Below are 24,528 nucleotides of genomic sequence, written 5' to 3'. Positions count from 1 at the left end.
CCAAAATAAAATAGTTTAAGCCTGACTTTTACGGAGCCACGTCAATGTAATTACAGTATTTTATTACTAACATTTTTATTAATAAGGTACCCATTACTTTTTGAAAATATCAGAGAGATCACCTTTATTCCAAGCAAAAAAAAACCGTTGTACTTTCGTAAACGGTTTTTTTAAATTTAAGCTTGGCAATTCCCTACTTTCACATGGCAACCTGCCACACTATCATCGGCGCTAAGAGGTTTCACTTCTGAGTTCGGGATGGGATCAGGTGGTTCACTCTCGCTATGGTCACCAAGCAATTTGGTGTAATAAGTAACTCACTTATTATCAATCAATGCAGCTCTGTTGCATTGAGTTGGAAATCTGTATCAATTCTCTTCGCTTTAAAAGCATGTTAACTTCCAATAACGACCCAAACTGATTGGGTGTTATATGGTCAAGCCTCACGGGCAATTAGTATCAGTTAGCTTCACACATTACTGCGCTTCCACACCTGACCTATCAACGTTGTAGTCTCCAACAGCCCTTCAGGGAACTTTAAGTTCCAGTGAGATCTCATCTTGGGAGGGGCTTCGCGCTTAGATGCTTTCAGCGCTTATCCTGTCCGAACGTAGCTACCCAGCAATGCCTCTGGCGAGACAACTGGAACACCGGGGTTCGTCCACTCCGGTCCTCTCGTACTAGGAGCAGCTTCCCTCAAATCTCAAACGCCCACGGCAGATAGGGACCGAACTGTCTCACGACGTTCTGAACCCAGCTCGCGTACCACTTTAAATGGCGAACAGCCATACCCTTGGGACCTGCTTCAGCCCCAGGATGTGATGAGCCGACATCGAGGTGCCAAACACCGCCGTCGATATGAACTCTTGGGCGGTATCAGCCTGTTATCCCCGGCGTACCTTTTATCCGTTGAGCGATGGCCCTTCCATTCAGAACCACCGGATCACTATGACCTACTTTCGTACCTGCTCGACACGTCCGTCTCGCAGTCAAGCACCCTTATGCCATTGCACTAAACTCCTGATTTCCGACCAGGATTAGGGTACCTTCGTGCTCCTCCGTTACTCTTTGGGAGGAGACCGCCCCAGTCAAACTACCCACCATACACTGTCCCCAACCCGGATAACGGGTCTAGGTTAGAACTTCAAACATACCAGGCTGGTATTTCAAGGGTGACTCCACCCCACCTAGCGATGTGGTTTCAATGTCTCCCAGCTATCCTACACAAGTAGGTTCAAAGTCCAGTGTAAAGCTATAGTAAAGGTGCACGGGGTCTTTCCGTCTAGCCGCGGGTATACGGCATCTTCACCGCAATTTCAATTTCACTGAGTCTCGGGTGGAGACAGTGTGGCCGTCGTTACGCCATTCGTGCAGGTCGGAACTTACCCGACAAGGAATTTCGCTACCTTAGGACCGTTATAGTTACGGCCGCCGTTTACTGGGGCTTCGATCAAAAGCTTCGTGCAAGCACTAACCTCATCAATTAACCTTCCAGCACCGGGCAGGCGTCACACCCTATACGTCCACTTTCGTGTTTGCAGAGTGCTATGTTTTTGCTAAACAGTCGCAGCCACCAGTTTAATGCTGCCCTCTTTGGCTCCATCCGCAAGGGACTTCACCTACCAAGGGCGTACCTTCTCCCGAAGTTACGGTACCATTTTGCCTAGTTCCTTCACCCGAGTTCTCTCAAGCGCCTTAGAATTCTCATCCCACCCACCTGTGTTGGTTTGGGGTACGGCTCGTTATAACCTGAAGCTTAGAGGTTTTTCTTGGAAGCATGGCATCAATCACTTCGGTTCATCCCCGAGGGGATTACTTCTCGTCATCACATCTCAGGATTAACAAAAGTCCGGATTTACCTAAACTTTCTCCCTACCTGCTTAAACAACCTATTCCAACAGATTGCTGATCTAGCCTTCTCCGTCACCCCATCGCAGTTATAACAAGTACAGGAATATTAACCTGTTCTCCATCGACTACGCCTTTCGGCCTCGCCTTAGGTACCGACTAACCCTGCGTCGATTAGCGTTGCGCAGGAAACCTTGGGTTTTCGGCGTGGGAGTTTTTCACTCCCATTATCGTTACTCATGTCAGCATTCGCACTTCTGATACCTCCAGCCCACTTCTCAATGAACCTTCAACAGCGTACAGAACGCTCCTCTACCACCTTACTCAAAGTAAGATCCGTAGCTTCGGTATATAGCTTAGCCCCGGTAAATCTTCCGCGCAAGCCGACTCGACCAGTGAGCTATTACGCTTTCTTTAAAGGATGGCTGCTTCTAAGCCAACCTCCTGGCTGTCTGGGCCTTCTCACATCGTTTTCCACTGAGCTATAATTTTGGGACCTTAGCTGACGGTCTGGGCTGTTTCCCTCTTCACGACGAACCTTATCACCCGCCGTGTGTCTCCCGTGCTGCAACTTGTTGGTATTCGGAGTTTGCATTGGGTTGGTAAGTCGGGATGACCCCCTAGCCAAAACAGTGCTCTACCCCCAACAGTTATACACGAGGCTCTACCTAAATAGATTTCGAGGAGAACCAGCTATCTCCGGGCTTGATTAGCCTTTCACTCCGATCCACAACTCATCCCCTCATTTTTCAACATAAGTGGGTTCGGTCCTCCAGTAGGTATTACCCCACCTTCAACCTGGTCATGGATAGATCGCCCGGTTTCGGGTCTACACCTTGCGACTAAACGCCCTATTAAGACTCGCTTTCGCTACGCCTCCCCTATTCGGTTAAGCTTGCCACAAAATGTAAGTCGCTGACCCATTATACAAAAGGTACGCAGTCACACCGATAAATCGATGCTCCCACTGCTTGTACGCATACGGTTTCAGGTTCTATTTCACTCCCCTCACAGGGGTTCTTTTCGCCTTTCCCTCACGGTACTAGTTCACTATCGGTCAGTAAGGAGTATTTAGCCTTGGAGGATGGTCCCCCCCTATTCAGTCAAAGTTTCTCGTGCTCCGACCTACTCGATTTCACACCTAATAAGTTTTCGTGTACGGGGCTATCACCCTGTATCGCCAGACTTTCCAGACTGTTCCACTAACTTAATAAATGCTTAAGGGCTAATCCCCGTTCGCTCGCCGCTACTAAGGGAATCTCGGTTGATTTCTTTTCCTCTGGGTACTTAGATGTTTCAGTTCTCCAGGTTCGCTTCCTTACCCTATGTATTTAGGTAAGGATACTTATCTTATGATAAGTGGGTTTCCCCATTCGGAAATCTTCGGATCATAGTGGGTTTGAACACTCCCCGAAGCTTATCGCATTCTACAACGTCCTTCATCGCCTCTTACTGCCAAGGCATTCACCGTATGCGCTTATTCACTTGACCATATAACCCCAATAAGTCTGTTAAGGCTTATTTAACGTTATACGGGTTCGCTAACATTTTCGCTTTTTTCTGCTTGAGAACTCATTATTCAACAGTTTAATTATAAAAATTAATCCATTGTTTAACTCGTTTTAAAATATTTATCCTTATAATAAAGATAAACACTATAGTTACAGATTTCCAAATTTTTAAAGAGCTTATTAATAACAAACGTTACCAATTCTATAAAATCTCGTGTGAAATCTTATAGAAATGGTGGAGCTATGCGGGATCGAACCGCAGACCCCCTGCGTGCAAGGCAGGTGCTCTCCCAGCTGAGCTATAGCCCCAATAGATACAGACACAAATAGAGATGAAAAACTTATTTTCCATCCTTAAAATTATCTATAAATTGGTGGGTCTGGGAGGATTTGAACCTCCGACCTCACCCTTATCAGGGGTGCGCTCTAACCAACTGAGCTACAGACCCAATCGTCTGTTGCTTTAAACCGAAATAATTTGTTGTGAGTACTCATGCTTAACATAAGTCATTTTGTAAGGAGGTGATCCAGCCCCAGGTTCCCCTAGGGCTACCTTGTTACGACTTCACCCCAGTTATGAATCACAAAGTGGTGAGCGACCTCCCGAAGGTTAGTCTACCCACTTCTTTTGCAACCCACTCCCATGGTGTGACGGGCGGTGTGTACAAGGCCCGGGAACGTATTCACCGCGACATTCTGATTCGCGATTACTAGCGATTCCAACTTCATGGAGTCGAGTTGCAGACTCCAATCCGGACTAAGACCAGCTTTCTGGGATTTGCTTACTCTCGCAAGTTCGCAGCCCTCTGTACTGGCCATTGTAGCACGTGTGTAGCCCTACCCATAAGGGCCATGATGACTTGACGTCGTCCCCACCTTCCTCCGGTTTATCACCGGCAGTCTCCCTAGAGTTCCCACCATTATGTGCTGGCAACTAAGGATAAGGGTTGCGCTCGTTACGGGACTTAACCCAACATCTCACGACACGAGCTGACGACAGCCATGCAGCACCTGTCACAGAGTTCCCGAAGGCACTCTACTATCTCTAACAGATTCTCTGGATGTCAAGGGTAGGTAAGGTTCTTCGCGTTGCATCGAATTAAACCACATGCTCCACCGCTTGTGCGGGCCCCCGTCAATTCATTTGAGTTTTAGCCTTGCGGCCGTACTCCCCAGGCGGTCAACTTAATACGTTAGCTCCACCACTAAGTACCGAAGTACCCAACAGTTAGTTGACATCGTTTACGGCATGGACTACCGGGGTATCTAATCCCGTTTGCTACCCATGCTTTCGTTCCTCAGCGTCAGTTTTAGTCCAGGAAGCCGCCTTCGCCACTGGTGTTCCTTCAGATCTCTACGCATTTCACTGCTACACCTGAAATTCCACTTCCCTCTCCCAAACTCTAGTCTGCCAGTTTTAAATGCCGTTCCCAAGTTAAGCTCGGGGCTTTCACATCTAACTTAACAAACCGCCTACGAACGCTTTACGCCCAGTAATTCCGATTAACGCTTGCACCCTCCGTATTACCGCGGCTGCTGGCACGGAGTTAGCCGGTGCTTCTTCTAAAGGTAATGTCAAGGTAACGGATATTAACCGATACTTTTTCCTCCCAATTGAAAGTGCTTTACAACCCTCAGGCCTTCTTCACACACGCGGTATTGCTGGATCAGGCTTTCGCCCATTGTCCAATATTCCCCACTGCTGCCTCCCGTAGGAGTCTGGGCCGTGTCTCAGTCCCAGTGTGGCTGATCATCCTCTCAGACCAGCTATAGATCGTCGCCTTGGTGAGCCATTACCTCACCAACAAGCTAATCTAACATAGGCTCATCTAATAGCACGAGGTCCGAAGATCCCCCGTTTTCCCCCGTAGGGCTTATGCGGTATTAGCACGAGTTTCCTCGAGTTGTCCCCCACTACTAGGCAGATTCCTATGCATTACGCACCCGTCCGCCACTCGTCAGCCAGAAGCAAGCTCCTGCTGTTACCGTTCGACTTGCATGTGTTAAGCATACCGCCAGCGTTCAATCTGAGCCATGATCAAACTCTTCAGTTTAAACTTGCATTTGTTGATTTTATAAAGATAAACCAACCAAAAAATCTTGACTCGATTCAGAATTAAACGTAAACATTCAAATGAATGATTGTTCAGTGTAAATACTGTCTCGAATATTTTTTACAAACTTAATATCCAAGCACAAGTACCCACACAAATTATTTCGATTTACTTGTTAAAGAGCGTAAGAACCGAGGTTCTTAATCACTTCAAAGAGTTAATTAACTCTCCTTAGTGAGCCAACCATTATAACTTAATGTTCGTTTTTTGTCAACACCTTGTTGAAAATTCTTTTTCCTTAATTTCTTCCCGAAACGGTGTGTTGCTGAAAGAAAGGCGTATTATACAGTCTCTTTTCTTTTCGTCAACTTTATTTTTACTTTTATTTGATGTTTTTAACCAATCATTTATTTTTCAACAAGTTAGGTTCGCTTTATTTTTACTTTAGCGATGCAAACAAGCCCTATATCCGTTCTTAATTACGTTTAATTTTTTACTTAAACCGAAAAATAGCTAAAATTTCATATCTTTTTATTCAGCATACCCCCTTAAATCTTTACAACCCTGCTTAAATTAGTTATAAAAATTTACGCCCTCCCTACTCTATATATAGATCAGTCCTTATCAATATAGACCTGTGTTTGCGTATCAACCCATTCAAACAGCTCAATAATGTCTGCATTTTTCATTCTAATACAGCCATGCGACTCAGGTTTTCCCTGTAATAAATGGTCTGGACACCCATGAATATAAATATAACGCCAAGTTGTATCCATGTCACCATAGCGATTTTTACGCGCCTCTAACCCACCAAGCCATAAAATACGACTTAGAATCCAGTCACGCTGGGGGTATTTTTTAGCTAATTCAGTCGAGTAAACCTCACCAGTTACTCGTCTCCCAATAAAAACGCTCTTTAAAGGTTCCCCCGCGCCTATTTTGGCACGAATTCGATGTAAACCTAATGGAGTACAGCCACTCCCCATCGTCTGCCCTACTCCATTTTTTGCGGTTGAAACTGAATACTGCCGTATCAATTGGTTATTTTTTATTAAAGTAAGCTGTTGCTCGGCAATAGAAATATTAATTAATTGGGTCATTGGCGTAGAAATTTATCATTAGACTTGTTCTTTAAGAAGAAGTTAATATATCATGTTAAAATTCCATAGGATAGCCGCTAAAAAAGAAAATAAATCTTTTACACCTTCTTTTTTATTTCTAAACTTGTCAACTAGACATCTATATCTTTTCATTCCACCGATTACATGCTCAACAATGACTCTTTCACGACTCATCTCTTTGTTTTCTTTTTTTTGTTTTTCAGTTAATGTTGGGTTTGGATTATGCTTAGATTTATTTGGTTTTTTATGAGGAATATTTACCGAATTAGTTTTATATTCATTATTAAACCCCAAATAACCTAAATCAATAAATATATTAAAATTACTGGCTACCAACTTAAGACGGGACAAAATAAAGAACTAACTGCGATATTCTTGTATCATAGGTTAATGACTAAAAAAACAGAACAACATAGAAAATACGCGCAGCTAGTCACGCAATTATCGCTGAAATTACAACAACAGGCAAGCAAACTGTTCGTAACTTAGCTTCAATTGTTGGTCGCTCAAAAAGCAGTGTGCATCGTCATCGTCAAGCGCAAACAAAGCGAAATCGACATCCTGAATCATCATTATGGGAAACCGAGGCAGGTAGTTCTTGGCAAAGATTAATGGTGTTTTCCGCCTTGTATGTCTTTGGATTAAAGGCAGGCGTAGGTGCAGAGACTTTATCGCTGTTTTTTAAAATGATACGGATTGACACCCATGTGGGCGTATCACCCGACGCACTGCGGACTCAAATCAATAAAATGGAAGTCTTATTGCCGCAGTTTCAGCAAGAATGCGAAAAAGTGTGAAAAAACAAACACGTAAAGTTGTTGCTGGGCTGGATGAGACTTTTTCGGCAACTTTATGATTTTAGTTTTAATGGACTTACGTTCTGGCTATCTTTTGTTGGAAGATATTAGCGATGATAGGTGCTACGATACTTGGTATAAAAAGGTTTCGCCACGATTAGAATCATTAGGCATTGAGGTTAATCATGCGATTAGTGATCGCGCTAAGGCGTTGATAAAAATGGCAGTGACGGGGTTTAAGTGCGAATCGGGGGCAGATATTTTTCATGCTCAACAAGATATGAGTCGCTGGTTAGGCGCGAAAATCGGCAGGCGTGCAGCAAGGGCTGAAAAACAGCGGCAAGCAGCGCAAACCGCAGAGTCTACTGTTTCTAAAACGGCAACGATGCAGAAAATTATTGGACTTAAAACAACACGGATAACGGCTGAAAAAGAGCTTGAAGAAGCCAAAAAAATACAAACAGATTATCACGAAAACTTACAAGGGATTGCGGATGAAGTTCATCCTTTTTCACTCAATGATAGTCGTAGAAACGATGCGGAACAGGTTGAGAAGTTGCTAGAGTTAAGAGCGCGAGCCTTTGAAAAAATAGCGGAAAAACAAGGGATTAACGATCATAAAGGCGTGATGAAAAAGTTTCGTAATCAAATAAAACCGTTAGCGGTATCCATCAGTTTTTGGTGGCTTTGGGTACGCGAAACCTTGCAAAATTTGGGGCTTGATGCGGATACCGAATATTGGTTGACCACAACATTATTACCCGTTGTTTATTGGCATCAGAAAATGGAACAAACTAAAAGCCGCAGGTCAAAGGAAAACTATCGAAAAGCTTGGGAAACCGCGTCTGATAAGCTCAAATCAGACCCATTTAGTGCAAAGTTATCAATCAGTGAAATGCAGCGATGGCTAACATTGGCGGAGCATATGGCAAGGCAGTTTCAACGCAGTTCATCTGCGGTGGAAGGGCGAAATGGCTGTTTATCGCAAATGTATCGCAATGGGCGAGGTTTGAATAAAAAGCGATTAAACGCGTTGACGGTCATTCATAACTACGGAATCAAACGTGAGGATGGCACAACCGCCGCCATGCGTTTATTTGATACCGAGTTTCCAGACTTGTTTTCATGGCTACTGAATGAAATGGGCGAGTTACCGCTTCCTAGAAATAGTCGAAAGCGTGTGTTTTCTAACCCTTTGAAATTGCTGGATGTCCCGTCTTAAATTGGTAGCCAAATTACTAAACCAATTTAATTCTGGATTAAATTCTTTTTTAAACATTCCATAATCATGATTTTTACCTGGAAAACTAACCCCAATATATAAAATTAAATGACCTAAAGAAGCTATAGTGGTATTTTTAATTGTATGCTGTTTTTTTTACCACTGTAAAATTCATTTTGTTCTTCATAGTCACTAGGGCGTTGTACAGCACGCTCTGTAGTATCTATTATCAATGTTTGAACTCCGCCAAAAGCCTGCTGCATTTCTTCAGGGGTTGAAAAACTTGTTGCAGGTAAAACATTAAATATATCTAACGTCTTTATTAAAATTGGAAATAATTTGTATACATGAGTATGAGCGCATGATTTATTCATATTAAAAGAAAACCCTAAGTGATCGAAAGTAGAATAGCACTTCATATAATTTAATATAAATAATAATTTGTCTGCGGGTGTTTTTAATGTGCTATCTAAACCACTACCGTATTTTCTTTCTTTATTTTCATGTTTTTATTTTTGATCTTCAATAAGGGTCTTTTCAAATAGAGATAATAGTAAAATAAAATGTTCTGTTTTTAATCCTGTTAAAGCTCTTAACTGTCTATCATCATAAATTCTTGGTAAAATTTCTTTTATTTTCATGTTATACTTTGATTTTTATTTTTTATAGAAATTTATTATAAAGCTTATTTATTATTTTTAATAATTTAATTTAAAGTTTATTTATTAGGCTGTATCAACTGATTGTGAGTGTTATCAAGTATATATAAGCAATTGATTTTAATATATTTTATTTAGAAGAACAAGTCTATTATAATGAGAATAAAGGAGGACTCATAATACAAGCGGGCTTTTATTCGCTTTAGTTTTTACTTACAATTAGTCTATTTTTAATCACTTAAGGACACTTGTGGCAACCTTATTTCCTTTGCCTGATAATCATACGCAACGCTTTACCTTACATAATGAGGTTCATGCGCGTGCTTCGGTGATTTTAGAACTGCCTGTTCGTTGCAGTCACTTAGCATTATTCTTAACGCCTGATGAAAAACTACAAGCACGACATCACTTAGATTTATTGTGTGAGCGATTTGGAGTCACTCCACCGAATAAAGAGGCCGATCATTTTTCAGCGGCCTTTGATGCCTTTCAACTTCGCTGGGAACAACATGCGGAATTTATTTGTTATACCTTTTATGTGGCTAATAGTTTAGACGACCCTTTTGAATCCCCCGCATTAGAACATGTTCCTGTGGATTGGCTGGCACAGTTACCTGGAAAAATCATGGTATCAACCCACGCAACGGTCATAACACCCACTGAAAAATCATTGAGTTTGGAAACTATTTCAAGTTATTTTTCTAATAATCCTGTTGTAGGCGCGGAGGTATCAGGTGGAGCAGCAAGAGCGTTTACTGATTTTAGAATTCATGTCGATGGCTTTAGTCGTTTTTTAATTATTGATTATAGTTTGAAAAAACAACAGGCAGGACGCTTATTACAACGATTATTTGAGATTGAAGTGTATCGCGTGATGGCCTTATTAGCCTTTCCCATTGCTAAACAATTAACCCCTAAAATTAATCAGAGCGATCAACGCTTATTGGAAATTACGAAAGCCATGTCCCAAGATGATCGGGATGATAGCGTTTTATTAGATGAACTCACCACCTTGGCCGCTGAAATTGAGCATCATATTTCTAATAATCATTTTCGTTTTGGGGCTGCCAATGCTTATTATAAGTTGGTTAGACAACGAATTGCCGATTTGCGTGAAAATAGAATTCAGGGAATTCAAACCATCGGGGAGTTTATGAAGCGGCGTTTAGAACCTGCGATTAATACCTGCCAAATGACGGACAAACGGTTTTTACGCCTTTCAAAACGTATTAGTAATACCAGTCAATTGTTACGTACACGCGTCGATATGAGCATAGAACGACAAAATCAAGCCTTATTAACTTCTATGGATTTACGCGCAAAAATGCAATTACGCTTACAAGAAACGGTTGAGGGGGTTTCTATTGTTGCCATTACAACCTATGTCGTGAGTTTAATCGGTTCTATGAGTACGGCATTAAAAAAAATAGGCTGGAACATCGAGCCTGACGTTGTTTCTGGGTTTTCAATTCCTTTAGTATTACTCATGGTTGCTTTTGGCGTTAGGCGAATTCATAAAATGATTCAACGAGAAGAGGATCTCTAAAAAATGAAATATGAATGATTTTCAAAACTAAAGTCTGGAATACAAAACACAGTTTATACTCCAGCTTTTAGTCTAACCTTAAATAGTTTCCGCCCGATGCAAGTATCTAAATATAAGTCAAGTTATAACAACAATCGACGTATATCCTGTAAATACTTAGCAACCGTCACGACAAACCGTGCGCCGTCAGCCCCATCTATAACACGATGGTCATAGGTTAAGTCCAAGGGCAGTATTAATCTGGGAATAAAGTCACTTCCATCCCAAACAGGTTTCATGGCTGCTTTTGCAATTCCTAAAATAGCCACTTCAGGCGCATTAACAATCGGCGTAAACCCAGTTCCACCAATTCCTCCTAAACTGGAAATAGTAAAACAGCCCCCTTGCATATCGCTCGCTGATAATTTCCCTTCTCGCGCTTTAGCACTTAAGGTTCTCATGGAATCAACTAACTCTAAAATACTTTTTTGATCGGCCTCTTTTATAACGGGAACAACAAGCCCATTAGGTGTATCCACCGCAATTCCGATATTAAAATACTTTTTATAAATTAAACGCTCACCATCCGATGATAAAGAACTATTAAACTGAGGATAGACTTTCATCGCAGCCAACACCGCTTTAATAATAAACGCTAGTGGTGTCACTTTAACTTTATTAGCCGCTACTTGCTCACTGTTTAACGCTTTTCTAAAAGCTTCCATCTCAGTAATATCAGCCTCTTCATGCTGAGTTACCATCGGCAAATTAAGCCAATTACAACTTAAATGCTTCCCTGTTAACCGTTGAATTTTAGTTAACGGTTTTTCTTCCGTTTCCCCAAATTTAGAAAAATCAACCACAGGTAAAGCAGGAATACCTGACCCTGTATTATTAACCTCAGTATGCTTAGTCGCTAACGATTGCTTAACGAAATTTTTAACGTCATCCTTTAAAATTCGCCCTTTACGTCCATTGCCCGATGCCATCAACGATAAATCAACACCCAGCTCTCTAGCAAATCGTCTAACCCCAGGTGTAGCATGGCTATGCGTCGATGTTGTAACCTCGTTCATTACAGTCGCCATATTTACTTTAGGTGCATCAATCACAACAGGAGGTGACGGTTCAACAGCAACCGACGCTTCTTTAACCTCATTAGCCGTCGTAGACGAGTCAATTGAACTCTCTGCTTCGACATTGACCAACAACGTTGCAACGACAGTCCCTTCAGAAACTTTATCTCCAACTTTAATCTTAACTTCTTGGACAGTCCCCGCAGCAATCGCAGGTAATTCCATAGAGGCTTTATCTGTTTCCATCACTAACAAAGACTGCTCTACCTCAACCACATCACCGGGTTGAATAGAAACCTCAATGACTTCAACTTCGGCAACATTACCTATATCAGGAACTTTTAATTCAATTATTTCACTCATCATCATCCTTTATAGTTACATTAACCACGGGGCCGTTTTATTCGGATCAATATCATATTTAGCAATAGCGACCTCAACTTTAGCCTGTTCAAATTTCCCCATATCAGCCAAACTTTTTAACGCGGCAATGACCACATGATAACGATTCACCTCAAAAAAGCTACGCAAATTTTCACGCGTATCGGAACGACCAAAGCCATCTGTCCCTAAAACAGTCAGAGGTGACGCAACATAAGCACGTATTTGTTCGGGATACGCCCGAATATAATCACTGGCAATAACAACAGGTGAGTTTTCGTTCACTAAACATTTTTCAACATGAGACTGTTTAGGCGTTTTCGTTGGATTTAAACGATTCCAACGTTCACAGTTTTGAGCATCCCGCGCAAGTTCTGTAAAACTGGGACAGCTCCATAAATCGGCATGAATGTTCCAATCATTTTGTAATAATTCAGCGGCATAAATAACTTCATTAAAAATAACCCCCGACCCTAATAATTCAACTTTCAATGAATCTGATTCCGCAGCAGCTTGATATAAATACATCCCTTTTAAAATATGAGTCTCAACGCCTTCGGGTAAAGCAGGATGGGCATAATTTTCATTCATCACCGTGATGTAATAAAACACATCTTCCTGTTCTGCGTACATCCGTCTTAATCCATCTTGAATAATAACCGCTAATTCAAAAGAAAATGTCGGATCATAGGTAATACAATTAGGAACGGTTGCCGCAAAAACATGACTATGCCCATCTTCATGTTGCAAACCCTCGCCATTTAATGTGGTTCTACCCGCTGTTGCACCTAATAAAAACCCTCGTGTCCGTTGATCGGCTGCCGCCCAAATCAAATCGGCCACGCGCTGGAAACCAAACATCGAATAATAAATGAAAAAAGGAACCATAGAGACCCCATGCGTTGAATAGGCCGTTCCTGCCGCAATCCAATCACACAAACCACCCGCTTCATTAATCCCTTCTTGTAATACTTGCCCTTTTTTATCTTCCTTATAGAACATTAACTGTTCGGCATCCTGTGGCGTATAAAGCTGACCGACTTGCGACCAAATACCCAGTTGGCGAAACATCCCTTCCATGCCAAACGTTCGTGATTCATCAGGAACAATCGGTACAATTTGTTTGCCAATGTTTTTATCTTTCACCAAGATATTTAAAATCTTTACAAAAGCCATAGTCGTCGATATATCATGCCCTTCTCGACTTGAAGCTAATAAACCTTTAAACGCGGAAAGCTCTGGAACAATCAACGTATTCGCTTTTTCTCGTCTGGAAGGTAAATAGCCCCCTAAATCCATCCGCTTTTGGCGCATATAATTAAGTTCCTTTGACCCCTCTTCAAAGGTTAAATACGGTAAATCATTTAATTCTGCATCGGTTACTGCCAGTTCATATTTATCTCGAAAGCGCCGTAATGATTCAACACTCATATTTTTTTGTTGATGCGAGGTATTTTGAGCCTGTCCCGATTCGCCCATTCCATAGCCTTTTACCGTTTTAGCTAAAATAACCGTCGGCTGTCCTTTGTGATTTGCAGCAGCTTGATAGGCTGAGTAAACTTTAATCGGATCATGCCCGCCTCGATTCAGCTCCCAAATATCTTGATTGGTTAAATCGGCTACTAACGTTTGTAATTCAGGGGTATTAAAAAAGTGTTTACGAACATAAGCCCCATCTTTAGATTTAAAAGTTTGATAATCGCCATCAACACATTCCATCATCCGCTTACTGATTAAGCCTTCTTTATCCCGTTCTAATAAAGCATCCCAACGTCGCCCCCAAACAACCTTAATAACATTCCAACCTGCCCCACGAAAAACGCCCTCTAATTCTTGAATAATTTTTCCATTACCCCGAACAGGCCCATCTAAACGTTGTAAATTACAGTTGACCAAAAAGATAAGGTTATCTAATTTTTCACGCCCTGCCATCCCAATTGCGCCTAAAGTCTCAGGCTCATCTGTTTCACCATCCCCTAAAAAAGCCCACACTTTACGATTTTTAATATCAATAAAATCACGGCCTTGCATATAGCGCATAAACCGAGCTTGATAAATCGCCATAATAGGGCCTAACCCCATAGAAACCGTTGGGAATTGCCAAAAATCGGGCATTAGCCACGGATGAGGATAAGACGACAACCCATTTCCATCGACTTCTTTACGAAAACTATCCATTTGGGATTTAGTCAATCGTCCTAATAAAAACTCACGCGCGTAGTTTCCTGGAGATGAATGCCCTTGAAAGAAAATTAAATCGCCTCCATGCGTATCCGATGCCCCATGCCAAAAATGATTTTGCCCGACATCATATAAGGTTGCCAAGGAAGCAAAGCTTGCGATATGACCGCCCACATTAGTTCCCTTATTCGCTTTTAACACCATCACCATCGCATTCCAACGCACATAAGAACGTATTTTTCGCTCAATTGAGGTATCCCCAGGAAAGCGAGGTTGAAGCGCAACAGGAATGGTATTTAAATACGCGGTATTCGCACTAAACGGAATATCTGAGCCTGCCTTTCTAGCTAAGTCAAGTAGCTTTTCAATTAAAAAATGAACTCGTTCGTGGCCGTCATTCTCCAGAACAGCTTGCAAAGAATCTAGCCATTCTTGGGTTTCGGTTGAATCAATATCATTTTGGATGGCTGATGCCACAGTTAAATTACTCTTCATTAATAACTCTTAAATTAGCGGTGAAATTTAAAAAATAACCTAATTATACGACTAAGTTCTTTTACAGTAAAAAAAGTCGCTTTTTTTAAGTCTATAAAATGCTAATGGTAACCGTATAAACGCCCATCTATCATAATTTTATTCGCCCACTAAAACAGCCCATTCACTCATCTTTGGTTAAAAATATTCGCTTTTTCCATCGGATAAAATTCATCAATATTAATTAAACCATGCAGCCTATTTACTGTTATGTATGTGGACATAATTAACCCACTTAATTTTCGAGGCACGTTGTCGATTGAAACGAAATCAACCTGAATAGGCAACTGATTCTAAAAAAGGAGGCATTTTTAAAAAAAATTACCTTATCATATACTTAACTCAACATTTAATTTTTTCCATTTCAGCAAAAACATCATCAACAGAATATTCTTTCTACCACTGCATAGTAGTCTTTTACTTAAAAAAACCTCTATCGCCTGACATTTCATTTATCGTAAATAGTCCCTTTTAACGCTTTAATCATTTTAAAAATAGCAAAAACCTCGTCATTATCTGCATGATAAGTACGACTAATGCTTTATTAAAATAATAAAATTTGGCATAAAGAAAGAAATGTACTGCTATTTACCTTGTTTTTATATTAAAAAACAATATGATACGGTGATTTAATATAATAAAATTATAAGATGCGTAAAAAACTTGTTTAAAATGTAAAAAATCATCAGCTAAGAAGAATGGTAAAAAGAGAAACCGCCAAAGTTATATTTGTAATATATGTGGTTATTATTGGTTAGAATCACGGGGTAAAAAAACCAATTATAAATCTTATTACAGTGATTACCTATTTGGCAGAAAAACACTTCAAAATATAGCTAGTGGTTTAAATATATCCATCCCTACTTTAAGAAAATAATTTGATACTATAGTCATAAATAATAAGCCAAAACCTGCTCCAAAATATCCAATAAATTGTGTTTTGGATGCAACTTTTTTTGGTAATTAATATGGTTATTTAAGCTTTCATGATACAAAACAAATAATTTATACAAAAGAGATAAAAACAGAGTCACTCTCCAAATTAAATTTTTGCCTTGATGAGCTAGTAAAAGCAGGTTATACATTTAAAAGTTTCACTCTGGATGGCAAACTAGGCTTCATATCAAGGCTAGAAGAGCGATTTCCTAATGCACAGGTACAAATGTGTATCTTTCATCAAAAAATGATCGTAAGGCGATATATTACTGCCAATCCAAAAACTAACTGTGGAATTGATTTGAAGCAATTGGTAGATGATATTTTATATAGTACCCCAAAGGAATTTATAAATAAATTTATTGCTTTTAAAAACAAATATAGAGCATTCATTTCAAAGAAAAATGATGCAAATAAATTTAAACATAAAAAAATACGTTCTGCAATTAGGTTATTAGAAACAAATAAACATTTATTATTTAAATACAAGTGCTATCCAGAATTAAATATTCCTCATACAACCAACCATATAGAGGGAGCATTTTCTCATTTAAAAGAGAAAGTTAATATACATCGTGGAATGAATATTAATAGAAAGAAAAGAGCTATTATTTTCCTGCTTATGGAGGAAAAATAGCAGTACATTTCTTTCTTTATGCCAAATAAGTGAATAAAGGATATTATAACCGTTCAATTTCTTCCGTTGTTAAACCTATTGCGGTGACAATAGTTTCAATAGAGACCCCTAGCTCTTTCAATGCTTTAGCATTTTCTATTTTACCTTCTTTTCTTCCTTTTATTTCGCCTTCTTTTCTCCCTTTTATTTCTCCTTCTTTTCTCCCTTCTATTATACCTTCTTCAAAATAGGTCTCCATGACATTTTTAATTTCCCAATATTCTATAAGACTTTTTTTGATAAGCCTCATATTGTTCAGGTTTTAAATGTGAAATCTCTGCAATTTCAAAGCCTTTTTTAAAAATGGGCTCGTTTAAAATAGAGGGAATATGATCAAAAGTTTCAAGATGTTTTAAAAAATAGATCCATTTATCAAAATGGGTTTCTAACTCATTTTCCTGTTTATTAAATAGAGGCATTTGTAAGAATTTAAAATGCAGTTTCTCATAAAATACCTCACCATCTTGGTCTTTTAGACACACATCGCGTCTAAATTTTCGTTTTTCTTTTTTTCTCATCATAATGAAAATCAAGAATAGCAATAAAATAAACGGGGAGTAGTTCAAAATCCCAATCGCCTTTTTTAGCTTGGTCTTTGATAGGAAACGTTGAATAAAATAAGGAACGATCTTTAAAAAATTTTACTTTGGCTTTTTGCATTTCCACAATGAAACGATTGCCATCGTTGGTTTGACAATAAATATCAAAAATTGCTCGGCGTTCTTTGGCTGTATCATTGATATTTTCGACATTTTTAAATTCAAGTGTGGCTATTTGGTGATAGTCGGGGAGAAGCTGGTTTAAAAAGTCAATTAACAGGTCTTTATTTGCTTCTTCTCCAAAAAGTTTTTTGAATCCAAAATCGGTGTAGGGATTGAAGTATTTTTTTTCCATAGGATTTTTACCATTAAGGTTATGGGTTTGATAGCCATATCACTTAAGCTAGCATTTCAAATAGAGTTGGTGCAAGTTTTTTTCAGCAATTAATTTTGAGATAAACCATAAATGTGCCTATTTTAGCTTAATAGCTGTGGTCGATAAAAAATCGGTTAAAATTTTGGTTTTATGGATTTGTTTGTTTTGAGGGGGGGGTAATGATTAATGAACTTTTAAAATTGCAGGTAAGTAAAGGGGATAGGTCTTGCATTTTTTACTTTTAAAAATTTATTTTATACGGTGAGTCGGGAGGCTGAAAAATGCAAAACCTGCCCCCTATTTTCTATTATAAGTTTTGTTATTAAAAATGTTGAGCTTTGTTACTTAGCCCAATCTACCGCGCCAACTTACTGGAATTGGGGGCAGAGTAACTTGATTCTGGATTCTGAAAAATCAAGTTAATCTGATGCCTTTGATTTTCTTAAAAATTTATTTTTTATCATTATTGGTATTCTTAGAAGTTTTTGTTCGATATGGCCATAAAATAATGTCTATCAAGGAATCAGTATAAAGAGACTGTGTCAATAATTATTTTTTATTCTTTCGCCATCCAACAGGTCGCCCTCTGTTTACACACACTAGATTATGACCTGTTAATACTTTTATCTGTGCAATAAAATTATCATTACCAATTGCCATGCCTTTATTGGTGATTTTGCGAATATCATTAATAAGTTTGTTATCAAGTCGCTGCTTGAATAATAACTTATACTTTTTTTGCCTCTTTTTATCATTATCGCCTAAAGACAAATACTCACTATGTGGAGTACATAAATCAGAAGGTTTACCTAACGCATTAATTTGATAACTGGAAAAGGCATAATCCGCAGGATCATTAACCATAGAGGCGCGTAGAGGGTTTAACTCAATGTATCGGTAAACGGCTAACAAATAATAATCAGATTGCACTAAACTTGATTTGTAGCGACCTTCCCATAATGTGCCTGTTCTATGGTAAGTCCTATTAAAATAACACACATAAAGTCTACCGACATCTTGCATGGTTTTACTCACGGAATTTTTTTTCATCGGGGTACATAGTAGATGAATATGATTAGTCATCAATACCCAAGCATGAATTTGCAAGTCGTGTTTTTTGGAGTAGTTTTTTAAACAATTGAGATAAAAAGTCATGTCGTTTTCATTAGTAAAGCAAACTTGACGATTGTTGCCTCGTACAATGACATGCTGTGGAATACCAATGGGACTAATTCGAGGTTTTCTAGGCATACGGTTAAATCTAGCAAAAGATTGTATTCTACAGTAAAAGCAACCTGTTTTGATACTTTAATTTACACTGACCCCTTTATTTGCTTTATTTAGACCCCTTTATTTACCCCTTTATTTTCTTTATTTTCAGGTTTTGTTAAAAACGGATAAGTTTGAATTATCGGCAACGGATTTTGCGCGTCTTTTTTCAATTTCAGAAGATAGGGCGTATAGCGAGTTACAAAGTATTGCTAAAACGCTTTATCAACGTTCGGTGACAATTTATAACCCTGAGCCTGAACATCCTAAGCTTAAAAAGATAGAGACGCGTTGGATTAGTTCCATTGGTTATATGCCCGAAGAGGGCAAGATTATTTTACGATTTTCTCAGGATATATTGCCTTATTTGAGTGAGTTAAAAGGGCAGTTTACGCGCTATAAGCTTGAGGATGTTGGCAAGATGACTTCTGTTTATGCGATTCGTTTATATGAGTTATTAGTACAATGGAGATCGACAGGGGTGCGAGAAATTGAGCTTGATTGGTTAAAAAAGCAGTTTCAAATTGAAGATAAGTATAAATCTATTAAGGATTTTAAAAAGTATGTGATTGAACCTGCGGTGAAAGACATTAACAATCATTCAAACTATAATACTGAGTGGACACATATATGGTTCGTCCCGTATTGCAAGTAAAGTTTTTTCGTGACATAAAAAAATAGTGCAGCCATATATCCGGCTTTTAAATGAGGCGCTGAAAGCCCTCTAGCCCTGATGGAATCCGCGCATTTTCTCCTCATCAGCTAAACGACCTCGAAGGTCTCCGTCCGCTACAGGTTGCTGGAAATGCAGGTGTTACCTTTTATGCCATCACTTAAACTTTATCTACGCAATTCGTTGTAAACTGATCGTTTGTTCTGTTGCTCGTCTTTAAAAAGTGGATTCGATTTTTCCTAACTAAAATCCTAAGTACTCTTGATGCAGTAATCTTCTTGCTTGCTCAATACCGCCCATGCGATACGCGCGTTTTTGTTGGCGATGGCAACTGTGGAAATATTTTCGCCGCGTCGTTCCTTTAAACTGACAATCCATTTATTACGCTTGTCTTCGTATTTATGCGCTACCCGTAACATCGAGCGTCCACCGTGAATCAGCAAGGTGCGCAGATAAGTGTCGCCGCGTTTGCTAATCCCTAATAATGTCGGCTTGCCGCCTGTGGAATGTTGCCTCGGCACCAGCCCTAGCCATGCCGCGAGTTCGCGTCCATTTTTAAACACATTGATGTCGCCAATCGCAGCGATTAAAGCCGTGGCAGTTAACAGTCCGACACCAGGAATAGTGAGTAATCGTTGGCAGTTTTCATTCTGAGCGCAGACCTGTTTTAACTTGATTTCGATCGAATCAATCCGCTCATTGAGGTGCTTCATTTCATCGTAAAGCTCTTGCAATAATTCTCGAAATATCGGTGAAAGTTGGTTTTCTGCATCCTCTAGCAACTCAGGAATAATCTTACTGACCGAGTGAATGCCTTGCGCAATGATGATGCCATATTCCATCAGCAAGCCGCGAATTTGATTCGCTTGCGCAGTGCGTCGCCCAATCAACTGGCTACGAATGCGATGCATACATTGAATATCCTGCTGCTCAACACTTTTACTGGGGACAAAGCGCATCGACTTCCGTTGCACAGCTTCGCAAATTCCTTCCGCATCCAAGGCATCGCTTTTGTTTGATTTCACATACGGCTTCACAAATTGTGGAGCCATAATTTTGACCGTATGCCCAAATTGAGAGAAAATGCGCTTCCAATAATTCGCGCCGCCGCAGGCTTCAATGCCAATTAAACACGGCGGCAGATTAGCGATAAAGGCACTCAGCTTGTTGCGTGTGAGTTTCTTTTTCAGACACACGTTATCGTCTTCATCCACGCCATGTAGCTGAAAACTATTCTTCGCCAAATCAATCCCTAAGACGGCGATATTTTTGTTTGAATTAACTTTGCTCATGACTATGACCTCACACTTGTGCTGAAAATGAATAACGGTTATTATCATCCCTTTTAGGGCGGTTGTAAAAGTGGGACGAACCATTCCATTAGCGTAAGACAGGTCGAAGGGTGACGCATTTGATTTTTACTTTTTCTGAGAAACAAGCTAAAAAGTCATCTAAGGCAAGTAATAAAGAGCCAATGATGTACGCTTTACCGAAAGCCGAAATAGAACGCGAAGCGCGAGTAGGGGAATCTTGGGAAGATGCGGCTTTTCGTATTAAAGCTGAGAAGCTTAAGTAAATCGGGGTCGTTATCTCGCTATGCCCAATAATCGAACCTGACCTACTTGACTACCTATTTTTTAGTTTCCTTTTATATATTTTTATACTTGTTTTAATATTTTACTACCATGTAACATTTTGATTTTTATCTATTTATATATTTATAAACCTACAAATTCGGTGTTCCATACCTACAAAATCGGTGTTTATAACTACAAAATCGGTGTTTATAACTACAAAATCGGTGCTTTAAAACCTACAAAATCGGTGTATTTAACTACTAAATATTACTCTGTAGTTAAATATGATATATTATTTTATTTTAAAACTCTTTGGAGGATTATGAATCACAAAAAATTAACCGTTTATAAATCTAATAGCGTTGTCGAAGCAGGTTATAAATTAAGTCTAAATGAACAACGGGTTGTGCTAGCGTGTATTGCTCAAGTGAATTCAGCCGAGGAATTATTAAAAACGGATGAATTTGAATTATCGGCTGTTGATTTTGCAAAATTGTTTTCTGTTTCTAAAAATAGAGCTTATAGTGAGTTACAAAGTATTACTAAAACTTTGTATCAACGTTCTATGACAATTTATAACCCAGATCCTGAGCGTCCTAAGTTAAAAAAAATAGAAACCCGCTGGATTAGTTCGGTTGGTTATATGCCTGATGAGGGAAAAATTAGTTTATGTTTTTCTCAAAAGATAATTCCTTATTTGAGTGAGTTGAAAGGTACATTTACTCGTTATGAGCTTAAACATGTTGGAAATATGTCTTCTATTTATGGGATTCGTTTATATGAATTGTTAATGCAGTGGAAAACAACAGGGACACGCGAAATTGAGATTGCATGGATTAAAAGTCAATTTCAGTTAGATGAGAGTTATAACCGTTTGGATAATTTTAAGGCGCGAGTTTTAGAACCTGCGATTAAGGATATTAATCAGCATTCTAATTTACAGGTGACATGGAAACAGCGTAAAACTGGGCGTAGTGTGACGCATTTGATTTTTACCTTTGCTGAGAAACAAGCTAAAAAGTCGTCTAAGCCAAGTAATAAAGAGCCGATGATGTTTGGTTTACCTAAATCAGAAATAGAACGCAAAGCGCGAGTAGGTGAATCTTACGAAGAAGCGGCTTTTCGTATTAAAGCTGAGAAGTTAGCGGCTAAGTCCAATTAGAAATTAGACGACAATGTATATACTTATTGAAATTAAAAAAGACCATTCTTATATTTTAGAATGGTCTTTTTGATGATTAGTATGTACTTGTAATTAAGCTATCCCATAAAGAATTATTAGCACGCCATTGTGAGTAATTTCGATTATTAGTTTGATACATTCCACTATCAAAAAACACAACACCTTTACGGACAAGATTTAACCAGTTTTCGTAATTTATAGGCTCTCCAAAATTAATAGATTCATATTCTCCACTAGAATTTTTTTCACACTTAAACCAACCTTTTTGGTTAAATTTACGTTCTAATTTGGTTTTTAAAGAATTCATTTCCCATAAAGCAATAACTAAATTTTCTACTTGAAAACGCGAAGGGACAATATTTTGCTTATTAGGTCTTTTATCTTCGCTGTAACTGTAAATGGCTTTAATATTTTCTATTTCATCAATATCAAGTTTTTGCCCGAAATTATTATAACCATTTATCTTAGGGCAAGGCTCACCAGACCAAGAAAAACGCCCATCTTTCTTTTCATTAGGTTTTCCAAAAATTTGAAGAAATTCATCGCGAGTAATCGTTGAATTTTCACCTTTAAAAATATATTTATCCGCTGACCAATCCCCGAAAGTTGTTTTAGACGTTGTTGTATTTTTCATTTCATAGCCATAAATATCAGGACTATTACTTGCATTGGCTGATAGTCCCATTTGTCTTTCTAGCCAATGTCCTTCTTTGCCGTCATGCTTACTATTTGAGCCAGATATATCTGATTTTTTGCCTTTCACATTTTGATTAAATAATTCAATTATTTTTTCTTTATCTGTCATGATGATTCCCTATTATTTGAAATAAACAATTTGCCTTTCTATTTTTTAAAGGCAAACTCTTTAAGTCTAAAGGAATTAATAAATTAACGTTTTAATTTAACTTAAAAAATGTTATTATCCGGGTTTAATACAGGATAAGTTGAGAGTAATTAATTATGCAAAAACAAGTAAATTATTCAGCCTTAATTAAAGAAAAAAGATTAAGAATGGGGCTATGTCAAAAAAATTTCGCACAGATTTTAGGCTTGAAATCTAATGGAGAAAGAACGGTTAGAGGATGGGAGAATAATCAACATAAGCCAACTAAATCAAAATGGGCTGAAATTATAAATTTACATGAAACTACCCCTTATAAGTTCAAACAATCAAGTAAAGAAAAGTTTACTTTTATTGATTTATTTGCAGGGATAGGGGGAATTAGATTACCTTTTCAAGCGTTAAAAGGTCGGTGTGTTTTTACCTCTGAATGGGATAAATTTGCTCAAAAAACCTATGCGGCAAATTATGGCGAAGTGCCTCATGGCGACATAACGGAAATTCCCACATCTGAAATTCCTGAGCATGATATTTTATTAGGCGGTTTTCCTTGTCAGGCATTTTCACAAGCAGGGTTAAAAAAAGGATTTTCTGATACGAGAGGTACGATGTTTTTTGAAATTCAACGTATTCTAACCTCTAAACGTCCTAAAGCTTTTTTGCTTGAAAATGTTAAGCAGCTTCAAAGTCATAACAAGGGAAAAACATTTGAGACTATCACTGCGATATTAAGAGGAGAAAGTAATATTGAGTTAGATGAAAATTTGATTTTGTCAGATGAAACATTAGCCGCCTTGAGTCATAAATTAAACTATTGGGTAAGCTATAAAGTGTTAAGGGCGGCAGATTATGGCTTGCCTCAAAACAGACAAAGAATTTATATTGTTGGATTTAATAAAGATTATTACAGCAAAGTTGATTTTGATACGCTTTTTACCTGGCCTAAAGAAAGTAAAGAAGTGACTAAAGTAGGTGATATTCTTTTAAAAGATAAAGATATTAATGAAAAATATACTATTTCTGAAAAGTTGTGGAGAGGTCATCAACGTAGAAAGCAAGCGCATAAAATCAAAGGGAATGGTTTTGGTTATTCTCTTTTTAATGCAGAAAGTGAATATACCAATACAATAAGCGCACGATATTACAAAGATGGTAGTGAAATTTTAATAGATCAATCTCATCTTGAAAAAAGACCCAGAAAATTAACCCCTAGAGAATGTGCTAACCTCCAAGGTTTTCCTCAAGATTTTATAATAGATGCGGTTTCAGATGGGCAGATATATAAACAATTTGGAAATTCTGTAGCAATGCCTGTTATTCGTAAGGTTGCTACAGAAATAATAAGAATAATGGATATTGCTAATAAATTGATATAGGACAAGTAGATAACTATTGATATTTCTCGTTCCCAAGCTCCAGCTTGGGAATGCCTACTCATCAAGCTCTGCTGGAATCAAAGAATCAAAGGGGTCGAATCAAAGGGGTCGAATCAAAGGGGTCGAATCAAAGGGGTCGAATCAAAGGGGTCGAATCAAAGGGGTCGAATCAA

19 protein-coding genes, 2 tRNA genes, 3 rRNA genes and 1 pseudogene are annotated in these 24,528 nt (G+C 38.7%); 8 read left to right on the top strand and 17 right to left on the bottom strand.

Annotation, left to right across the window (positions count from 1 at the left end):
• Positions 1 to 180 precede the first annotated feature (180 nt).
• The 7 genes from rrf to Q9M50_02550 all read right to left on the bottom strand — a co-directional run bounded on the left by rrf (position 181) and on the right by Q9M50_02550 (position 6,885).
• Positions 181 to 296 (bottom strand): 5S ribosomal RNA (gene rrf / locus Q9M50_02580).
• Between the two features lie 136 nt (positions 297 to 432).
• Positions 433 to 3,339, bottom strand: a 23S ribosomal RNA gene (locus Q9M50_02575).
• Positions 3,340 to 3,592: 253 nt separating this feature from the next.
• Positions 3,593 to 3,668, bottom strand: a tRNA-Ala gene (locus Q9M50_02570).
• Between the two features lie 63 nt (positions 3,669 to 3,731).
• A tRNA-Ile gene (locus Q9M50_02565) sits at positions 3,732 to 3,808 on the bottom strand.
• Positions 3,809 to 3,874: 66 nt separating this feature from the next.
• Positions 3,875 to 5,413, bottom strand: a 16S ribosomal RNA gene (locus Q9M50_02560).
• Together the 16S, 23S and 5S rRNA genes with 2 tRNA genes alongside form the textbook arrangement of a ribosomal RNA operon.
• 614 nt (positions 5,414 to 6,027) lie before the next feature.
• Positions 6,028 to 6,513 carry a L,D-transpeptidase gene (locus Q9M50_02555; GenBank protein ID MDQ7089513.1) on the bottom strand — a complete coding sequence of 162 codons (486 nt, stop codon included), beginning with the start codon at positions 6,511 to 6,513 and terminating at the stop codon, positions 6,028 to 6,030.
• Positions 6,514 to 6,555: 42 nt separating this feature from the next.
• Positions 6,556 to 6,885, bottom strand: a complete 330-nt coding sequence (locus tag Q9M50_02550) for a transposase family protein (GenBank protein ID MDQ7089512.1) — start codon at positions 6,883 to 6,885, stop codon at positions 6,556 to 6,558.
• A 167-nt stretch (positions 6,886 to 7,052) separates the two neighbouring features.
• Between Q9M50_02550 and Q9M50_02545 the strand changes: the two genes are divergently transcribed.
• Both Q9M50_02545 and Q9M50_02540 read left to right on the top strand, forming a co-directional pair.
• On the top strand, positions 7,053 to 7,331 hold the full coding sequence (locus Q9M50_02545) for a hypothetical protein (protein MDQ7089511.1): 279 nt from the start codon (positions 7,053 to 7,055) through the stop codon (positions 7,329 to 7,331).
• Between the two features lie 55 nt (positions 7,332 to 7,386).
• The gene (locus Q9M50_02540; protein ID MDQ7089510.1) at positions 7,387 to 8,553 is read left to right on the top strand and encodes a DUF6399 domain-containing protein; all 1,167 of its coding nucleotides are present in this window, start codon (positions 7,387 to 7,389) and stop codon (positions 8,551 to 8,553) included.
• A gap of 122 nt (positions 8,554 to 8,675) precedes the next feature.
• On the opposite strand, the pseudogene Q9M50_02535 reads toward Q9M50_02540, so the two are convergent.
• Together Q9M50_02535 and Q9M50_02530 are read right to left on the bottom strand one after the other, a co-directional pair.
• Positions 8,676 to 9,005, bottom strand: a pseudogene (locus Q9M50_02535) (transposase family protein).
• Positions 9,006 to 9,062: 57 nt separating this feature from the next.
• A complete protein-coding gene (locus tag Q9M50_02530) occupies positions 9,063 to 9,194 on the bottom strand; it encodes a hypothetical protein (GenBank protein MDQ7089509.1) in 132 nt (43 codons plus the stop codon).
• 268 nt (positions 9,195 to 9,462) lie between these two features.
• Between Q9M50_02530 and Q9M50_02525 the strand changes: the two genes are divergently transcribed.
• The gene (locus Q9M50_02525; GenBank protein ID MDQ7089508.1) at positions 9,463 to 10,758 is read left to right on the top strand and encodes a DUF3422 domain-containing protein; all 1,296 of its coding nucleotides are present in this window, start codon (positions 9,463 to 9,465) and stop codon (positions 10,756 to 10,758) included.
• Between the two features lie 122 nt (positions 10,759 to 10,880).
• Here Q9M50_02525 and Q9M50_02520 read toward each other — a convergent pair whose 3' ends face one another.
• Together Q9M50_02520 and aceE are read right to left on the bottom strand one after the other, a co-directional pair.
• Complete coding sequence (locus Q9M50_02520; protein ID MDQ7089507.1) at positions 10,881 to 12,176, bottom strand: 2-oxo acid dehydrogenase subunit E2; 1,296 nt, start codon at positions 12,174 to 12,176, stop codon at positions 10,881 to 10,883.
• A 15-nt stretch (positions 12,177 to 12,191) separates the two neighbouring features.
• A complete protein-coding gene (gene aceE, locus Q9M50_02515; GenBank protein ID MDQ7089506.1) occupies positions 12,192 to 14,870 on the bottom strand; it encodes a pyruvate dehydrogenase (acetyl-transferring), homodimeric type in 2,679 nt (892 codons plus the stop codon).
• A 1,276-nt stretch (positions 14,871 to 16,146) separates the two neighbouring features.
• Here aceE and Q9M50_02510 point away from each other — a divergent pair.
• Positions 16,147 to 16,482: a hypothetical protein gene (locus tag Q9M50_02510; protein MDQ7089505.1), complete on the top strand. Its 336-nt coding sequence runs from the start codon at positions 16,147 to 16,149 to the stop codon at positions 16,480 to 16,482.
• Between the two features lie 43 nt (positions 16,483 to 16,525).
• Here Q9M50_02510 and Q9M50_02505 read toward each other — a convergent pair whose 3' ends face one another.
• The 4 genes from Q9M50_02505 to Q9M50_02490 form a co-directional block, all read right to left on the bottom strand.
• On the bottom strand, positions 16,526 to 16,720 hold the full coding sequence (locus Q9M50_02505) for a hypothetical protein (GenBank protein MDQ7089504.1): 195 nt from the start codon (positions 16,718 to 16,720) through the stop codon (positions 16,526 to 16,528).
• Positions 16,721 to 16,727: 7 nt separating this feature from the next.
• Positions 16,728 to 17,003 carry a PD-(D/E)XK nuclease family transposase gene (locus tag Q9M50_02500; GenBank protein MDQ7089503.1) on the bottom strand — a complete coding sequence of 92 codons (276 nt, stop codon included), beginning with the start codon at positions 17,001 to 17,003 and terminating at the stop codon, positions 16,728 to 16,730.
• Between the two features lie 7 nt (positions 17,004 to 17,010).
• Positions 17,011 to 17,415 (bottom strand): Rpn family recombination-promoting nuclease/putative transposase, encoded by a 405-nt coding sequence (locus tag Q9M50_02495; protein MDQ7089502.1) that lies wholly within the window; start codon positions 17,413 to 17,415, stop codon positions 17,011 to 17,013.
• A 570-nt stretch (positions 17,416 to 17,985) separates the two neighbouring features.
• Positions 17,986 to 18,687 carry a transposase gene (locus Q9M50_02490; GenBank protein ID MDQ7089501.1) on the bottom strand — a complete coding sequence of 234 codons (702 nt, stop codon included), beginning with the start codon at positions 18,685 to 18,687 and terminating at the stop codon, positions 17,986 to 17,988.
• 133 nt (positions 18,688 to 18,820) lie between these two features.
• Here Q9M50_02490 and Q9M50_02485 point away from each other — a divergent pair, with 133 nt between their 5' ends.
• On the top strand, positions 18,821 to 19,360 hold the full coding sequence (locus Q9M50_02485) for a replication initiation protein (protein ID MDQ7089500.1): 540 nt from the start codon (positions 18,821 to 18,823) through the stop codon (positions 19,358 to 19,360).
• A 269-nt stretch (positions 19,361 to 19,629) separates the two neighbouring features.
• Here the strand turns inward: Q9M50_02485 and Q9M50_02480 are convergent, their stop codons facing one another.
• Positions 19,630 to 20,670 carry an IS110 family transposase gene (locus Q9M50_02480; GenBank protein ID MDQ7089499.1) on the bottom strand — a complete coding sequence of 347 codons (1,041 nt, stop codon included), beginning with the start codon at positions 20,668 to 20,670 and terminating at the stop codon, positions 19,630 to 19,632.
• Between the two features lie 110 nt (positions 20,671 to 20,780).
• On the opposite strand from Q9M50_02480, the gene Q9M50_02475 reads away from it, so the two are divergent.
• Positions 20,781 to 20,954 (top strand): hypothetical protein, encoded by a 174-nt coding sequence (locus Q9M50_02475; protein MDQ7089498.1) that lies wholly within the window; start codon positions 20,781 to 20,783, stop codon positions 20,952 to 20,954.
• 323 nt (positions 20,955 to 21,277) lie between these two features.
• Positions 21,278 to 22,117: a RepB family plasmid replication initiator protein gene (locus Q9M50_02470; protein MDQ7089497.1), complete on the top strand. Its 840-nt coding sequence runs from the start codon at positions 21,278 to 21,280 to the stop codon at positions 22,115 to 22,117.
• 76 nt (positions 22,118 to 22,193) lie between these two features.
• Here Q9M50_02470 and Q9M50_02465 read toward each other — a convergent pair whose 3' ends face one another.
• Positions 22,194 to 22,943: an LlaMI family restriction endonuclease gene (locus tag Q9M50_02465; protein ID MDQ7089496.1), complete on the bottom strand. Its 750-nt coding sequence runs from the start codon at positions 22,941 to 22,943 to the stop codon at positions 22,194 to 22,196.
• Positions 22,944 to 23,098: 155 nt separating this feature from the next.
• Between Q9M50_02465 and dcm the strand changes: the two genes are divergently transcribed.
• Entirely contained in the window at positions 23,099 to 24,355 is a 1,257-nt protein-coding gene (dcm, locus tag Q9M50_02460) for a DNA (cytosine-5-)-methyltransferase (protein ID MDQ7089495.1), read from the top strand.
• Positions 24,356 to 24,528: the final 173 nt, after the last annotated feature.

The organism is Methylococcales bacterium, assembly GCA_030949405.1.
In the GTDB taxonomy this organism is placed as follows: Bacteria; Pseudomonadota; Gammaproteobacteria; order Methylococcales; family Methylomonadaceae; genus WTBX01.
This window is presented reverse-complemented; position numbering and strand designations above follow the sequence as displayed.

Bases quoted from the DNA above. Each gene is read 5' to 3' on its own strand.
- Q9M50_02490 (MDQ7089501.1), bottom strand. From the start codon at position 18,687: ATGCCTAGAAAACCTCGAATTAGTCCCATTGGTATTCCACAGCATGTC.
- Q9M50_02495 (MDQ7089502.1), bottom strand. From the start codon at position 17,415: ATGGAAAAAAAATACTTCAATCCCTACACCGATTTTGGATTCAAAAAA.
- Q9M50_02505 (MDQ7089504.1), bottom strand. From the start codon at position 16,720: ATGGAGACCTATTTTGAAGAAGGTATAATAGAAGGGAGAAAAGAAGGA.
- Q9M50_02480 (MDQ7089499.1), bottom strand. From the start codon at position 20,670: ATGAGCAAAGTTAATTCAAACAAAAATATCGCCGTCTTAGGGATTGAT.
- Q9M50_02555 (MDQ7089513.1), bottom strand. From the start codon at position 6,513: ATGACCCAATTAATTAATATTTCTATTGCCGAGCAACAGCTTACTTTA.
- Q9M50_02540 (MDQ7089510.1), top strand. From the start codon at position 7,387: ATGATTTTAGTTTTAATGGACTTACGTTCTGGCTATCTTTTGTTGGAA.
- Q9M50_02465 (MDQ7089496.1), bottom strand. From the start codon at position 22,943: ATGACAGATAAAGAAAAAATAATTGAATTATTTAATCAAAATGTGAAA.
- aceE (MDQ7089506.1), bottom strand. From the start codon at position 14,870: ATGAAGAGTAATTTAACTGTGGCATCAGCCATCCAAAATGATATTGAT.
- dcm (MDQ7089495.1), top strand. From the start codon at position 23,099: ATGCAAAAACAAGTAAATTATTCAGCCTTAATTAAAGAAAAAAGATTA.
- Q9M50_02530 (MDQ7089509.1), bottom strand. From the start codon at position 9,194: ATGAAAATAAAAGAAATTTTACCAAGAATTTATGATGATAGACAGTTA.
- Q9M50_02520 (MDQ7089507.1), bottom strand. From the start codon at position 12,176: ATGAGTGAAATAATTGAATTAAAAGTTCCTGATATAGGTAATGTTGCC.
- Q9M50_02470 (MDQ7089497.1), top strand. From the start codon at position 21,278: ATGAATCACAAAAAATTAACCGTTTATAAATCTAATAGCGTTGTCGAA.